The 13145-nt window shown below is 59.2% G+C and carries 14 protein-coding genes and 1 other RNA gene; all 15 read left to right on the top strand.

What is annotated here, in order from left to right:
• Positions 1–58 precede the first annotated feature (58 nt).
• The 15 genes from rpoE (at position 59) to PTZ19_RS22265 (ending at position 12927) form a co-directional block, all read left to right on the top strand.
• A complete protein-coding gene (rpoE, locus tag PTZ19_RS22335) occupies positions 59–604 on the top strand; it encodes a DNA-directed RNA polymerase subunit delta (protein WP_276357900.1) in 546 nt (181 codons plus the stop codon).
• A gap of 262 nt (positions 605–866) precedes the next feature.
• On the top strand, positions 867–2471 hold the full coding sequence (locus PTZ19_RS22330; RefSeq protein WP_276357853.1) for a CTP synthase: 1605 nt from the start codon (positions 867–869) through the stop codon (positions 2469–2471).
• A 148-nt stretch (positions 2472–2619) separates the two neighbouring features.
• On the top strand, positions 2620–3015 hold the full coding sequence (locus PTZ19_RS22325; RefSeq protein WP_276357852.1) for a response regulator: 396 nt from the start codon (positions 2620–2622) through the stop codon (positions 3013–3015).
• A 94-nt stretch (positions 3016–3109) separates the two neighbouring features.
• A complete protein-coding gene (gene fba / locus PTZ19_RS22320) occupies positions 3110–3964 on the top strand; it encodes a class II fructose-1,6-bisphosphate aldolase (protein ID WP_276357851.1) in 855 nt (284 codons plus the stop codon).
• A gap of 151 nt (positions 3965–4115) precedes the next feature.
• Positions 4116–5366, top strand: coding sequence for a UDP-N-acetylglucosamine 1-carboxyvinyltransferase (locus tag PTZ19_RS22315; protein WP_276357850.1), 1251 nt, complete (start codon positions 4116–4118; stop codon positions 5364–5366).
• Between the two features lie 86 nt (positions 5367–5452).
• Positions 5453–6742, top strand: coding sequence for a transcription termination factor Rho (gene rho, locus PTZ19_RS22310; protein ID WP_276357899.1), 1290 nt, complete (start codon positions 5453–5455; stop codon positions 6740–6742).
• A 36-nt stretch (positions 6743–6778) separates the two neighbouring features.
• The gene (locus PTZ19_RS22305) at positions 6779–8038 is read left to right on the top strand and encodes a radical SAM family protein (RefSeq protein WP_276357849.1); all 1260 of its coding nucleotides are present in this window, start codon (positions 6779–6781) and stop codon (positions 8036–8038) included.
• A gap of 106 nt (positions 8039–8144) precedes the next feature.
• The gene (gene rpmE / locus PTZ19_RS22300) at positions 8145–8342 is read left to right on the top strand and encodes a 50S ribosomal protein L31 (protein WP_276357848.1); all 198 of its coding nucleotides are present in this window, start codon (positions 8145–8147) and stop codon (positions 8340–8342) included.
• A 173-nt stretch (positions 8343–8515) separates the two neighbouring features.
• On the top strand, positions 8516–8944 hold the full coding sequence (locus tag PTZ19_RS22295; RefSeq protein WP_276357847.1) for a hypothetical protein: 429 nt from the start codon (positions 8516–8518) through the stop codon (positions 8942–8944).
• A gap of 60 nt (positions 8945–9004) precedes the next feature.
• Positions 9005–9268, top strand: an RNA gene (gene ffs / locus PTZ19_RS22290) — signal recognition particle sRNA large type.
• Between the two features lie 150 nt (positions 9269–9418).
• On the top strand, positions 9419–11200 hold the full coding sequence (gene dnaX / locus PTZ19_RS22285; RefSeq protein WP_276357846.1) for a DNA polymerase III subunit gamma/tau: 1782 nt from the start codon (positions 9419–9421) through the stop codon (positions 11198–11200).
• A 15-nt stretch (positions 11201–11215) separates the two neighbouring features.
• Positions 11216–11527, top strand: coding sequence for a YbaB/EbfC family nucleoid-associated protein (locus PTZ19_RS22280; protein WP_276357845.1), 312 nt, complete (start codon positions 11216–11218; stop codon positions 11525–11527).
• A 22-nt stretch (positions 11528–11549) separates the two neighbouring features.
• Positions 11550–12149, top strand: coding sequence for a recombination mediator RecR (gene recR / locus PTZ19_RS22275; protein ID WP_276357844.1), 600 nt, complete (start codon positions 11550–11552; stop codon positions 12147–12149).
• A 314-nt stretch (positions 12150–12463) separates the two neighbouring features.
• Positions 12464–12664 (top strand): hypothetical protein, encoded by a 201-nt coding sequence (locus PTZ19_RS22270; protein ID WP_422615032.1) that lies wholly within the window; start codon positions 12464–12466, stop codon positions 12662–12664.
• The gene (locus PTZ19_RS22265) at positions 12661–12927 is read left to right on the top strand and encodes a pro-sigmaK processing inhibitor BofA family protein (protein WP_276357842.1); all 267 of its coding nucleotides are present in this window, start codon (positions 12661–12663) and stop codon (positions 12925–12927) included. The genes PTZ19_RS22270 and PTZ19_RS22265 overlap by 4 nt, the downstream gene beginning before the upstream one ends.
• The last annotated feature ends 218 nt before the right edge of the window (positions 12928–13145 follow it).

Genomic DNA, 13145 nt, shown 5'->3' with positions numbered 1-13145 from the left:
AGGATGGGAAAACGTGGCCGAGTATGCATTGAAGCTCGACTCCGAGAAGATCCGGGAAATGCCGATGGTCGACCTTGCCTTCGAAGTGCTGAAGGCGGCCAACACCCCGTTTTATTACCGCGATCTGATGAATGAAGTCGCGAAGCTTCGCGGTTTCACCGAAGAACAGATCAATGAAGTGATTGCCCAGCTGTATACCGAGATCAACATCGACGGCCGGTTTGCCTGCGTAGGCGGCAACGTGTGGGGTCTCAAACGCTGGTATCCCGTGGAACGCGATACCGACGGCGTTGCCGGAGGCGGCAAGCGGCCCCATATCATTAACGACGACGACGATGAAGACGAGGATCTGTACGGCGAGGAAGAAGAGGATACCTTTACGACGGACGACGAGAATTTCGACCTGTTCGACGAAGACCGCGAGGAAATCTTCGACGAAGGCGAAGAAACCGCCGAAGTGGACGAAGAAGTCGTGCTCGATGACGAGGAAGACGCCGTGCTGGACGAGGAACTCGTGGACGAAGAGGATGCCGAAGGCGAAGACGAAGATCTCGCCGATTCGGACGAGGATGAAGATCTGGCTGACGAAGAGGACGAAGATTAAAGGAAATTCCGGCTTCGCGGGCCGCGCGGCGGATCGCGGAGCCGGCCTTCGGTTTTTGGCTTGACACTGCCCAGGACAGACGGTAAACTTATGCTTGGGCTTTTGAACCGAGTATGTTCATAGGGAATATTTGAAAAAAGTGCCCCCATTTATTGGGTGTCACTTTTTTGTTTTTTCTTGGTTCTGACGGATGGCGGATTCGGAGAACTGGGCAATGATAAGATAATGCCAAAGCGGCATGTGGTGGGAGGTTTAGGCGAGCGTGACCAAGTACATTTTCGTGACCGGCGGCGTCGTGTCGTCGCTCGGCAAAGGGATTACCGCAGCGTCGCTGGGCCGGCTTCTGAAGAACCGCGGCTTGAAGGTGACGATTCAGAAATTCGATCCCTACATTAACGTGGATCCGGGCACGATGAGCCCGTATCAGCACGGAGAAGTGTTCGTCACGGACGACGGGGCCGAGACGGATCTCGATTTGGGGCATTACGAACGGTTCATCGACATCAACCTGACGAAGAACAGCAGCGTGACGACTGGCAAAATTTACTCCACCGTCATCAGCAAGGAACGCCGGGGGGAATACCTCGGAGGGACCGTTCAGGTCATTCCGCACATTACGAACGAAATCAAGGAGCGCGTCTTCCGCGCGGGCCGGGAAGCCGGCTCCGACGTGGTCATCACGGAAATCGGCGGCACGGTCGGCGACATCGAGAGCCTGCCGTTCCTGGAAGCGATCCGCCAAATCAAAAGCGATATCGGCCGCGAGAACGTGATGTATATCCACGTGACGCTCATTCCCTATATCAAGGCGGCCGGCGAAGTCAAGACGAAGCCGACCCAGCACAGCGTCAAGGAGCTCCGCAGCATCGGCATCCAGCCGAACGTGATCATTTGCCGGACGGAGCATTCCTTAACCGACGACATGAAGCGCAAACTCGCCCTCTTCTGCGATATCGACATTAACGGCGTGATCGAATGCCTCGACGCCGATACGCTGTACGACGTACCTCTCATGCTGAGGGCGCAAGGGCTGGACGATTACGTTCTGCAGCATCTCCGCCTGGAGGCGGGTCCGCCGGATATGACCGAGTGGGAGTCTCTCGTGCGGCGGGTCAAGTCGCTGGAGAAGACGACGGAGATCGCGATCGTCGGCAAATACGTCGCCCTGCATGACGCGTACCTGTCCATCGCGGAATCGCTGGGCCATGCCGGCATCCACGCGGGGTCGAAGATCAAAATCCGCTGGGTGAACGCGGAAGACGTCACGCCGCATAACGTGAAGGATCTGCTCGAGGGCGTCTCCGGCATTCTGGTGCCCGGCGGCTTCGGCGACCGCGGCATCGAAGGCAAGGTGACCGCCATCCGGTATGCCCGGGAGAACCGGATTCCGTTCTTCGGCATCTGCCTCGGCATGCAGGTCGCCGTGGTCGAGTACGCCCGCAGCGTATGCGGAATGGACGGCGCCAACAGCTCCGAGATCCATCCCGCCACGCCATATCCGGTCATCGACCTGCTGCCCGAGCAGAAGGACATCGAAGACCTGGGCGGTACGATGCGCCTGGGGCTGTACCCTTGCAAACTCGCGCCGGGAAGCTTGGCGGCCGAGTGCTACGGGGAAGAGCTGGTGTACGAGCGGCACCGCCACCGCTACGAGTTCAACAACGAATACCGCGACCGCATCGAAGCGGCCGGCTTGCGCATTTCCGGCACCTCGCCGGATGGACGCCTGGTCGAAATGGTGGAGCTGCCGGACCATCCGTGGTTCCTGGCGGTCCAATTCCATCCGGAATTCACTTCCCGGCCGAACCGTCCGCAGCCGTTGTTCCGGGAATTCGTCAAAGCCTCGCTCGCCCATTCGGAAGGCTGAATCTGGTCGAAGCGTTAACGTCCTGGAATTCCAGGACGTTATTTTTTTTAAATGGAAAAGGAAGGAATCCGCGCGGGGGACCGCGAATATAGAAAGGATGCGCGATGTCGGGAAGGACAAGGCAGGTTCAGCAATGGAGGGATGAACGGTGAACAAGAAAAAACTGTTGATCGTCGACGACCAAGTAGGCATCCGGATTTTGCTGCTTGAAGTGTTTTCAACGGAAGGGTACGAGACGTTCCAGGCCGCCAACGGCCGGGCGGCGCTCGAGATCGTGAAGAACCACGCGCCCGACCTGGTGCTGCTCGACATGAAGATTCCCGGCATGGACGGACTTGAGATATTGAAGAAAATCAAGGAAATCAACCTAGACATCAAAGTGATCATGATGACCGCGTACGGCGAGCTCGACATGATCAAGGAAGCCACGGATTTAGGGGCTTTGATGCACTTCACCAAACCTTTCGATATCGACGAGATGAGAATGGCCGTCAATCTGCAGATGGGTGAAGGTCCCGCGTCCCGGATCGCCACGGGGTCGTGAGACCTTCTTTCTTGTCCAGGTTTTGTGGTATAATACCTCAGTATGAAATTCGGATAGGGATTCGAGAATTGAATTCGCAGGAGGAACATGTAAAATGCCACTTGTATCGATGAACGAGTTTTTGCCCAAAGCCAAAGCCGGCAAGTTTGCCGTCGGCCAGTTCAACATGAACAACCTGGAGTTCGCCCAAGCGATCACCGACGCGGCGATCGAAGAGAAGTCCCCCTTCATCTTCGGGGTCAGCGAAGGCGCATTGAAATACATGGGCATGGAGTATACGGTCGCGATCGCGGAAGCGGCGGCCAAGAAATCGGGCCTTCCGATCGCGCTGCACCTGGACCACGGGAGCTCGTTCGAAGTGGCGATGGCTTGTATCCGCGCGGGATTCTCTTCCGTCATGTTCGACGGCTCGCACCATCCGTATGAAGAGAACATCAAGCTGACGAAGGAAATCGTCAAAGCCGCTCACGCGATGGGCGTCTCCGTCGAAGGCGAGCTCGGCACGATCGGCGGCGTCGAAGACGACATCAGCGTCGACGAGGCCAACGCTGCCCTGGCGAAGCCGGAGGAAGCGATCCGGTTCTACGAAGAAACGGGCGTCGATGCCCTGGCCATCGCCGTCGGAACCGCGCACGGCATGTACAAAGGCGAAGTCAAGATCCACTACGATATCATCCGCGCAGTCGTATCCAAAATCCCGGTTCCGATCGTGCTGCACGGCGGCTCCGGCGTACCGGACGAAATGATCCGCGAATCGATCCAAGCCGGCGTCGGCAAAATCAACGTGAACACCGAGAACCAGGTCGCTTGCACGGCCGCGATCCGCGAAGTCCTCGGCAAAGACGCCAAGGTGTACGATCCCCGCAAATACTTGACGCCTGCCCGCACCGCCATGAAGGAAGTCGTCAAGGAAAAAATCCGTCTGTTCGGTAGCAGCAACCAAGCGTAAGCCTAAGCCGTCCGGCCAAACATCGATGTTTTCCGTCTGTTCGGACGGGTTAAGATGAAATAGAGCGGTATTTTCAGCAGCGGGAAAACGCCAATCGGCGTTTTCCCGTTCCTTCATGGGCACGGAACAACTTGAGGAGGACCCTTCGGTCATGGAGAAGCTTATGATACGGGGAGGTCGGCCGCTGAGAGGGACGGTCGGCATCAGCGGCGCGAAGAACAGCGCGATCGCGCTCATTCCCGCCGCGATTCTGGCGGAAACGGAAGTACGGCTGGACAACCTGCCCCAGCTCACGGACGTGGCGGTTTACGCGGAACTGTTGGAGCAATTGGGATGCCGGGTGAGCTGGACGGATGACGCGATGACGATCGATCCTTCGTCCATCCGGTCCGTGCCGATGCCGAACGGCCGCGTGAAGCTTCTTCGCGCTTCCTATTATTTGATGGGCGCGCTGCTCGGACGTTTCGGGGAGGCGGTGATCGGCCTTCCGGGAGGCTGCAATTTCGAACCCCGGCCGATCGACCAGCACATCAAGGGCTTCGAGGCGCTCGGAGCCGAAGTCACCAACGAGTCCGGGGCGATCCGGATCCGGGCGAAAGAGCTGCGCGGCGCCAAGATCTACCTGGACGTGGTCAGCGTGGGCGCGACGATCAACATCATGCTGGCGGCTTCGCGCGCGAAAGGATCCACGGTCATCGAGAACGCGGCGAAAGAGCCGGAAATCATCGACGTCGCCACGCTGCTGAACGCCATGGGGGCCAAGATCAAGGGAGCCGGAACGGAAACGATCCGAATCGAAGGGGTCGGCGAAATGCACGGCTGCCGGCATTCGATCATCCCGGACCGGATCCAAGCGGGCACCTACATGATTGCCGCAGCGGCCACCCGCGGCGACGTTCTGATCGACAACATCATCCCGAAACATCTCGAGGCCCTGACCGCCAAGCTTCAGGAGATGGGCGTGCACGTGTACGAAATGGACGAAGCCATCCGCGTCGTCGGGCAGCCGAAATATGAGTCGGTGGACGTCAAAGCTCTCGTATACCCGGGGTTCGCGACGGATCTCCAGTCTCCGATGACCAGCATGCTGACGCAAGGGGCGGGTGTCAGCATCCTGACCGATTACGTGTACAGCAACCGTTTCAAGCATGTGCCGGAGCTGGTAAGGATGGGCGCCCAAATCCGGGTGGAAGGCCGTTCCGCCATCATTGAAGGCGGCCGGTTGAACGCCGCCAAGGTTCGCGCAGCGGATCTGCGCGCGGGAGCCGCGCTCGTGGTCGCGGGGCTCACGGTCGAAGAAGGCACCACGGAAATCACCGGAGTCGAGTACATCGACCGCGGCTACGAGAAACTCGTCACGCAGCTGAGCAACTTAGGCGCGGAAGTGTGGCGGCAAGGGTAAGGCAACGGTAAAAGGCAAGACGGTACGTTTATTAGGGAAAGATCGATTTCGTAAGCAAAAGAGGGATTCTATTGACCGATTTCCAAATGTCAGACTTGGAGGGGCTTAAGCTCACGGAGCTGTATAAGCTCGCCAAGGAACACCAGATCGCCTCGTACGGGCAGATGAAGAAGAGGGAATTGATCATCGCCATCCTCCGGGCGCAGGCGGAACGAAGCGGCCACATGTTCATGGAAGGCGTTCTTGACGTCATGCAGGAAGGCTTCGGATTCCTAAGGCCGATCAACTATTTGCCGAGCGCCGAAGACATTTACATCTCGGCGTCGCAAATCCGCAAATTCGACCTGAGGACGGGCGACCTCGTATCCGGCAAATGCCGGGCGCCTAAGGAGAACGAACGGTATTTCGGCTTGCTGCAAGTCAACGCCGTTAACGGCGAACCGCCCGAAACGGCCGCCGAACGATTGCATTTCGCCGCGCTCACCCCGTTGTATCCGCAATCGAAGCTTGTGCTCGAAACGTCTCCTACCAAATTGTCCACGCGCATCATCGATCTTTTGGCTCCCGTAGGTCTCGGCCAGCGCGGCCTGATCGTCGCTCCTCCCAAAGCCGGCAAAACGCTGTTGCTCAAGGAAATCGCCAACAGCATTTCGACCAACCGTCCGGACATCGACTTGTTCGTCCTGCTGATCGACGAGCGGCCAGAGGAAGTAACGGACATGCAGCGTTCGGTCAAAGGCGAGGTTGTCGCTTCCACCTTCGACGAGGTTCCGGAGCATCACATCAAGGTCGCCGAACTCGTACTGGAGCGGGCCATCCGGCTCGTCGAGCACAAACGGGACGTCGTGATCCTGATGGACAGCATCACGCGGCTGGCGCGAGCTTACAACTTGGTCGTGCCGCCTTCCGGCAGAACGCTGTCAGGGGGGATCGATCCGGCTTCGTTTCACCGGCCGAAGCGTTTCTTCGGCGCGGCTCGCAACGTGGAAGAAGGAGGGAGCTTGACGATTCTGGCCACGGCCCTCGTGGAAACGGGCTCGCGGATGGACGACATCATTTACGAAGAATTCAAAGGCACAGGCAACATGGAGCTTCACCTCGACCGCAAGTTGGCGGAACGGCGGATTTTCCCGGCGCTCGACATCCGGCGCTCGGGCACTCGGCGCGAAGAACTGCTTCTGGGCAAGGAAGAGCTGGAGAAGCTGTGGGCCATCCGCAAAAACATGAACGATTCGCAGGAGTACGTGGAGCAGTTTCTTAAAAAGCTCGCCAACACGAAAAGCAACCGGGAGTTTCTCGATATGCTCGATACCTCCGGCGTCCCCTCGCCCGGCGGGGGCGGCGGGCGGAGGCCGGCGCGGGGCGCCTCTTCCTAAAGGTTCTCCCGCGCCTGCGAGGAAAGGAGCTTCACCATGCATTTGGTTTACGCAGACGAGAAGGGCAACGTGTTCGATCATCCGGAGTGGCATGGAATCGCGCGCAGCGGGGGCGATCTCGTCGAACTGCTGGAAGACGAGCTGATTCCGCTGCCGGCCGGCGCCACGCTGGTCGGTCTGCCCGGCACCCGGGCGATCGGCATGGACCCGGAGACCGGGGAAATGCAGGCGATGCCCGCAGGGTACCAGGCCGTCGGGGCTTTGCTGCCTCAAGGGTTCACGCGGCTGTATGTGCCCGGATACTTGAAATTGGACAAGTCGCAGCTGTTTCCGCTATTCGGGTATACCGCGGTGGTTTGGAAGGAAGACGGCTTTTATGTCGCCGCCGATCCGACGGACGACCCCGAGCCTTGGAATCCGGAGAACTGCGACCGCAAGGAACTGGAAATCGAAGTGGACCGCCTGCTGAAGGCGTATCCGGATAACCAGCTTTACCGGCATCTGTCCAATTGCGCGCTGGAATACGAGTGCCTGACGGCTTCGAATACGTTTCTGCGGCGGCTGGAAGGCGCGGTGCCGGTTTCGTTCGCCTGTAACGCCGGCTGCTTCGGCTGCATATCCGAGCAGCCTGACGACAGCGGATTTCCCTCGCCGCAGACGCGGCTGAAATTCAAGCCGAGCGTGGAAGACGTCACGGCGATCATGCTGGAGCATCTTCGAGCGGCGCCCGACGCGATCATCAGCTTCGGCCAGGGCTGCGAAGGCGAGCCCTCCACCCAAGCGCGGACGATCATCGAAGCGATCCGGCGGGTTCGCGCAGTCACGAAGGACGGCTACATCAACATCAATACGAACGCCGGGCTGACCGACCATATCCGGGCGATCACGGACGCCGGCCTGGATTTGATGCGGGTCAGCACGATCAGCGCGCTCGACGATCATTACAACGCCTATTACAAGCCCCGCGGCTATACGCTGGCAAACGTAGAGAAATCGCTTCGTTACGCGGCGGACCAAGGCGTATACACCTCGATCAACTACCTCGTCTTGCCGGGCGTGACGGACCGCGAAGAGGAGATCGAGGCGATGATCGGTTTCGCGCGCCGAACGGGGCTGAAGCTGATCCAGATGCGGAACCTGAACATCGATCCCGACGCCTACCTGTCGCTGATTCCGCCGGCACAGGGCGAGATCTACGGCATGAAGGCGATGCTGGACATTTGCAAGCGGGAATTGCCGGACGTCGCGATCGGTTCGTATACGCACGTTCCCCCGACTCGCCGGGCGTTCGTTTGAACGAATTGGTTGTTGTGTTTTGAGCTGAAGGCGTGTTATAGTAGCCTTATGTGTCAATACACTCTGGAGCCGACTGTTGCTCCAGGGCAGAAAGAAGGTGAACCCCTTGAAAGAAGCCATCCATCCGCAATATCATGTGACGACGGTTACCTGCGCATGCGGCAACACGTTCGAAACGGGTTCGATTCGTTCGAATCTCCGCGTCGAAATTTGTTCCAACTGCCACCCGTTCTTCACCGGCAAACAGAAATTCATTGATGCCGGCGGACGCGTTGACAAGTTCAAGAAGAAATACGGCCTGTAAGATCCGAATCAGGCAAGCACCTGCCGGTGCGCCTGACTGGATGCATGCGAACCGCGGTTAGCGCCGAAAGGCGCGCCCGGTCGTCATGAAGATCCGGTTTCCTCGGGAACGGATCCCGGCGTATAGAGATAAACCTCCCTTCGCATCCTAGCGGATAAAGGGAGGTTTTTTTCATGCGGATTCGATTGACCCCGGCAAAGCTCATCCAAGCGCTCGCGTGCGTGGCGGCCATCGTTTTGACTGCGGCTTGCGGCGCGAATAACGGAGCCGGCAACGCGGCAGGCGGGACGAACGGGCGAACGCAAGCGCAAGGCTACAGCGACGACGGATTTCTGGGAACGACCAACAGCTATCCGAAGATTCCGGGCCGCCACATGACCTTGAACTACGTGAACGACGCCAACATGATGCGGGACGCGATCCGCGACGTGCCGGGCGTGGCGGGTTCGAACATCACGTTCAACGGCGCCGAAGCGTACGTGACGGTGAAAATCCGGCCCGATTGGGATCCGCGCCGGATCTCGACCGTTGAGCGGCAGACCGCTTCCGTTCTGCGGTTCAATTTTCCCCGGTACACGATCCACGTGACTTCGACGAGGTGACCGGAGGGAACTGTTCCCTTCGGTTGCACATCGAGCGGCGATTCGTTATACTTATCTGTGCCGTGCTAGACGGGGAGGTAGCGGTGCCCTGTAACTCGCAATCCGCTCCAGCGAGGTTGAATTCCTGTCTGAGGTCTTGGGATGCAGGAATCGGCAAGCTTCTGTCGTGTTGAAGGCAGGGTCCTCCGCGAGGAACGGCCATGAACCCGGTCAGGTCCGGAAGGAAGCAGCCGTAAGTGGTGACGTTCTTGTGCTGGAGGAGTGCCCCGCCCGAGCGGCAGGGTTTGTGCGACTGGTTTCCAACGATCGGGGGCAGGTGCACGGTCCTTATCGAAATCAACGAATTCTCCGCAGGGAGATTGAAGCACCTTGGCGCGTGCGATATGGCGCCGGGTGCTTTTTTCGTATTCGTGGTTTGACCTCCGATGTTGTATAATGGAGTGAAACGGCAAAACCAGACGGGAGCGACGATACATGGCCCATTTGGCGCTGTACCGGGCCTGGCGTCCGCAGACATTTCAGGACATGGTCGGACAGCAGCATATCGTGCAGACGCTGCAGAACGCGATACGGGAAAACCGTCTTTCCCATGCCTATTTGTTCAGCGGACCGAGAGGCACCGGCAAGACGACGGCCGCCAAAATATTGGCCAAGGCCGTCAACTGCGAGCACGGTCCTTCTCCGGACCCGTGCAACGAATGTCCCTCCTGCGTCCGGATCACCTCCGGGGCGGTCATGGACGTCGTCGAGATCGACGCCGCCTCCAACCGCGGCGTGGAGGAAATCCGCGACATTCGGGACAAAGTGAAATACGCGCCGACGGAAGTCCGGCGCAAGGTGTATATTATCGACGAGGTCCACATGCTGACCACGGAGGCGTTCAACGCGCTGCTCAAGACGCTGGAGGAGCCTCCGGAACACGTCATGTTCGTGCTGGCCACGACCGAGCCGCATCGGCTGCCCCCGACGATCATTTCCCGGTGCCAAAGATTCGAGTTCCGCCGGGTGCCGCTGGAAGAGCAGGTCGCCCGGCTTCGGGAAATTTCCGGGCATGAAGGCATGCGCGCGGAGGACGAGGCGCTGGCGTACATCGCCCGCCTGTCCGACGGCGGCATGCGGGACGCGGTCAGCTTGCTGGATCAGATTTCCGCGTTTACGGGAGGAGAGATCACGCTCCGCCATGCGGTCGACGCGACGGGCGGCCTTCCTTCCGACCAGTTCGCCCGCCTCGCCGCCGCTGTGCGGGACGGGGATGTGTCGGCCGTTCTTCAGGAAATCGACGACATGATGAAGGCCGGAAAAAGCGCGGACAAGTGCCTCGAGCAGCTTATGCATTATTTCCGCGACATGCTGCTGGCCCAGCTGGCCCCGGAGACCGCCGGGTCGTCGGGCCGGGTGGCCGATCCGGCGGAGCTGCGCAAGCTGGCGGAAGGCTTTTCGCGTGAACGGCTGTTCTCCATCATCGACCTGCTGAACCGGTATCAGACGGAGATGAAATACGCGGCCCATCCGCAGACGATGTTCGAAATCGCGCTGATTAAGCTGTGCACCGCGTCCGCCGAAGGAGAAGCGCCGAAGGCGGCTGCTCAGCCGGCCGGCGCGGTCTCCGCCTCTTACGCCGCGGAAACCGCGAAGCTTCAGGCTCGCTTGGCGGAAGTGGAACGTAAACTGGAGGCGGCTTTGAAGGGCGGCGGCGTGCAAGCGGGAGCTTCCGGGAGCGGCGCTGCCGCATCCGGCGGCGGCCGGGGATCCTCCTCGGGTTTCGCTTCGCAGCAGCCGCGCGCAGCGGTCCGGACCCGCGTCAAGCTGGACGCGTTCTCGGCCGCCAAGGATGCCCCGGCGTCCAAGGAGCTGCTGGCCAAGTGGCCGCAGATTCTGCAGCGCGTGAAAGAAGAGCGGGTGACGGTCCACGCTTGGCTGGTGGACGGCGAACCCGCGGCTTTCGCGGACGGGACCGCGCTGGTCGCCTTCCGGAACACGATTCACCGGGAGACGACGGAGAAGCCCGCCAACAAGGCGATGATCGAAGGCGTGCTGGCTTCCGTCCTGGGGCAGCCGGCCGTTCTGGCGACCGTCATGCAGAAGGAATGGCAGGAGGCGCTGGCCGCGGATACGGGGCGAAGCCGCGAGGAAGCCGCGGCGGGCGAGGAGCTGAGCCTGCTCCCCGAAGACGGTTCGGAGCCGGCGCGGGAGCCGCTGGTCGAGGAAGCGCTGCGCTTGTTCGGCGAAGATTTGGTGGTCATTAAAGACGATTGAGGAGGATGTATTACCGTGAACAACATGAACCAAATGATGAAGCAAGTGAAGAAAATGCAGGAGCAAATGCTGAAGGCTCAGGAAGAGCTTGGCACCAAGACGGTCGAAGGTTCCGCCGGCGGCGGAGTGGTGACCGTGACCGTGAACGGGCACAAGAAGGTCACCAACATCGTCATCAAGCCCGAAGCGGTCGATCCCGACGATGTCGAGATGCTCCAGGATCTCGTGCTGGCCGCCGTCAACGACGCGATCTCCAAAGCGGACGAATTGGCGAACCAGGACATGGGCAAATTCACCGGCGGCATGAAAATCCCCGGCCTGTTCTGACATCGGAGAGGAGCCGAAATCTTTGTTCTACCCCGAACCGATAGCCAAGCTGATCGACGCCTTCTCCAGGCTTCCCGGGATCGGTCCCAAGACCGCCGCCCGGCTGGCCTTCTACGTACTCCGCATGAAGGAGGAGGAGGTCATCGATTTCGCCAAGGCTCTCGTGAGCGTCAAACGCAACCTGACCTATTGCTCGGTATGCTGCAACATCACCGATACCGATCCATGCCGGATCTGCTCCGACAAAACGCGTGACATGTCCGTCATTTGCGCCGTTCAAGAGCCTAAGGACGTTGTGGCGATGGAGCGCACCCGGGAATACACGGGGCAGTATCACGTCCTCCATGGGGCCATTTCTCCTATGGAAGGGGTCGGACCCGACGACATCCGCATTACCGAACTGGTAAAACGGTTAGGGGACGAGCGCGTCCAGGAATTGATTCTGGCGACGAACCCCACGATCGAAGGGGAAGCGACGGCGATGTATTTGTCGCGGCTCGTCAAGCCTTTCGGGATCAAGGTGACCCGGATCGCCCGCGGCCTGCCCGTCGGCGGGGACTTGGAATACGCGGACGAAGTCACGCTGTCCAAGGCGCTGGAGGGCAGACAGGAGCTTTTTTGAACGTTATAGGAAGTTTAAGTCCGCTATAGGAATAAAGCGCAAAACTTCCGCTTAACGCGGTCGCTCATCTTCGAAAGGCTTCGATAGGAGTTTTTTCTTCACAGGATATCGGGAGTCAAGAACGCCCTTTATGGGCGTTTTTTTGTGTCCGTAGCCCCCCGGTTCTAGTTTCCGAAATCCGTGTATAAACATGGTAGTGGGTTGTCCGTCGTGTACCGGGCAATACGCTTTCCACGGACGGAGGGGAAGTTACCGTGCGGATCGGGAACAAATCATCGCATTCTAAGCACGTTTCGAATGAAAGAATGGAGGTGATGGATGACGTGCGGCAGGCAGAGCGGGAATTGAGCATCGCCCAGTGGCGGTTCCACGACGCGCTCGGACAAGACCATATCGATTATGCCATTTACTCCCTGGAGGCCGCTGAGAAAAAGCTCGACATGCTGCTGCGCAAGGCTAAAGCGCTGTGGAGCGTGGAACCGCGCGAAGAGGAGAATCGGGGGAAAATCGGATGAAAACGGTATGGATGGCCGTTCTGGCGTTGTCGTCGGCCGGGCTGGCGTTTATGTTGATCCGTCATAAACTGCCCGCGGGATGGTTCACCCGGTTCGGCACCCATCTGGTGCTCGCGGCCATGGCGATATACGCGCTGAACTTTTCGGGGTGGATTACCGGCTGGTATATTCCGCTCAATCCAGCCACCATAGGCGCGGTCATGCTGCTGGGCCTTCCCGGAATCGGGCTGATCGCGGGTTTGCAATGGATCTTGTCATCGTGAACCGTTCCGCATGGTGACGGGTTTTTCTTTTATAGGCAACTCAACAAAAGATTGCCGTTGACTCGGCATGCGGAATTATGATAAATTTGATCTCGCGCCTAAAAGGCGGCAGTCGAACGGTGAAGGCAAAACGAAATTTCCAATAAGTAGTTGTTGCGCCGGGCGATTCGACTGTGATATATTATTTAAGTCGCCGTTAGCGCGGTGACGATAAAGCG

Source organism: Cohnella caldifontis (genome assembly GCF_029360585.1).
GTDB classification, from domain to species: domain Bacteria; phylum Bacillota; class Bacilli; order Paenibacillales; family Paenibacillaceae; genus Cohnella; species Cohnella caldifontis.
This window is presented reverse-complemented; position numbering and strand designations above follow the sequence as displayed.

Bases quoted from the DNA above. Each gene is read 5' to 3' on its own strand.
- rpoE (WP_276357900.1), top strand. From the start codon at position 59: ATGCCGATGGTCGACCTTGCCTTCGAAGTGCTGAAGGCGGCCAACACC.
- fba (WP_276357851.1), top strand. From the start codon at position 3,110: ATGCCACTTGTATCGATGAACGAGTTTTTGCCCAAAGCCAAAGCCGGC.
- PTZ19_RS22315 (WP_276357850.1), top strand. From the start codon at position 4,116: ATGGAGAAGCTTATGATACGGGGAGGTCGGCCGCTGAGAGGGACGGTC.
- rho (WP_276357899.1), top strand. From the start codon at position 5,453: ATGTCAGACTTGGAGGGGCTTAAGCTCACGGAGCTGTATAAGCTCGCC.
- PTZ19_RS22305 (WP_276357849.1), top strand. From the start codon at position 6,779: ATGCATTTGGTTTACGCAGACGAGAAGGGCAACGTGTTCGATCATCCG.
- PTZ19_RS22295 (WP_276357847.1), top strand. From the start codon at position 8,516: ATGCGGATTCGATTGACCCCGGCAAAGCTCATCCAAGCGCTCGCGTGC.
- dnaX (WP_276357846.1), top strand. From the start codon at position 9,419: ATGGCCCATTTGGCGCTGTACCGGGCCTGGCGTCCGCAGACATTTCAG.
- PTZ19_RS22270 (WP_422615032.1), top strand. From the start codon at position 12,464: ATGGATGACGTGCGGCAGGCAGAGCGGGAATTGAGCATCGCCCAGTGG.
- PTZ19_RS22265 (WP_276357842.1), top strand. From the start codon at position 12,661: ATGAAAACGGTATGGATGGCCGTTCTGGCGTTGTCGTCGGCCGGGCTG.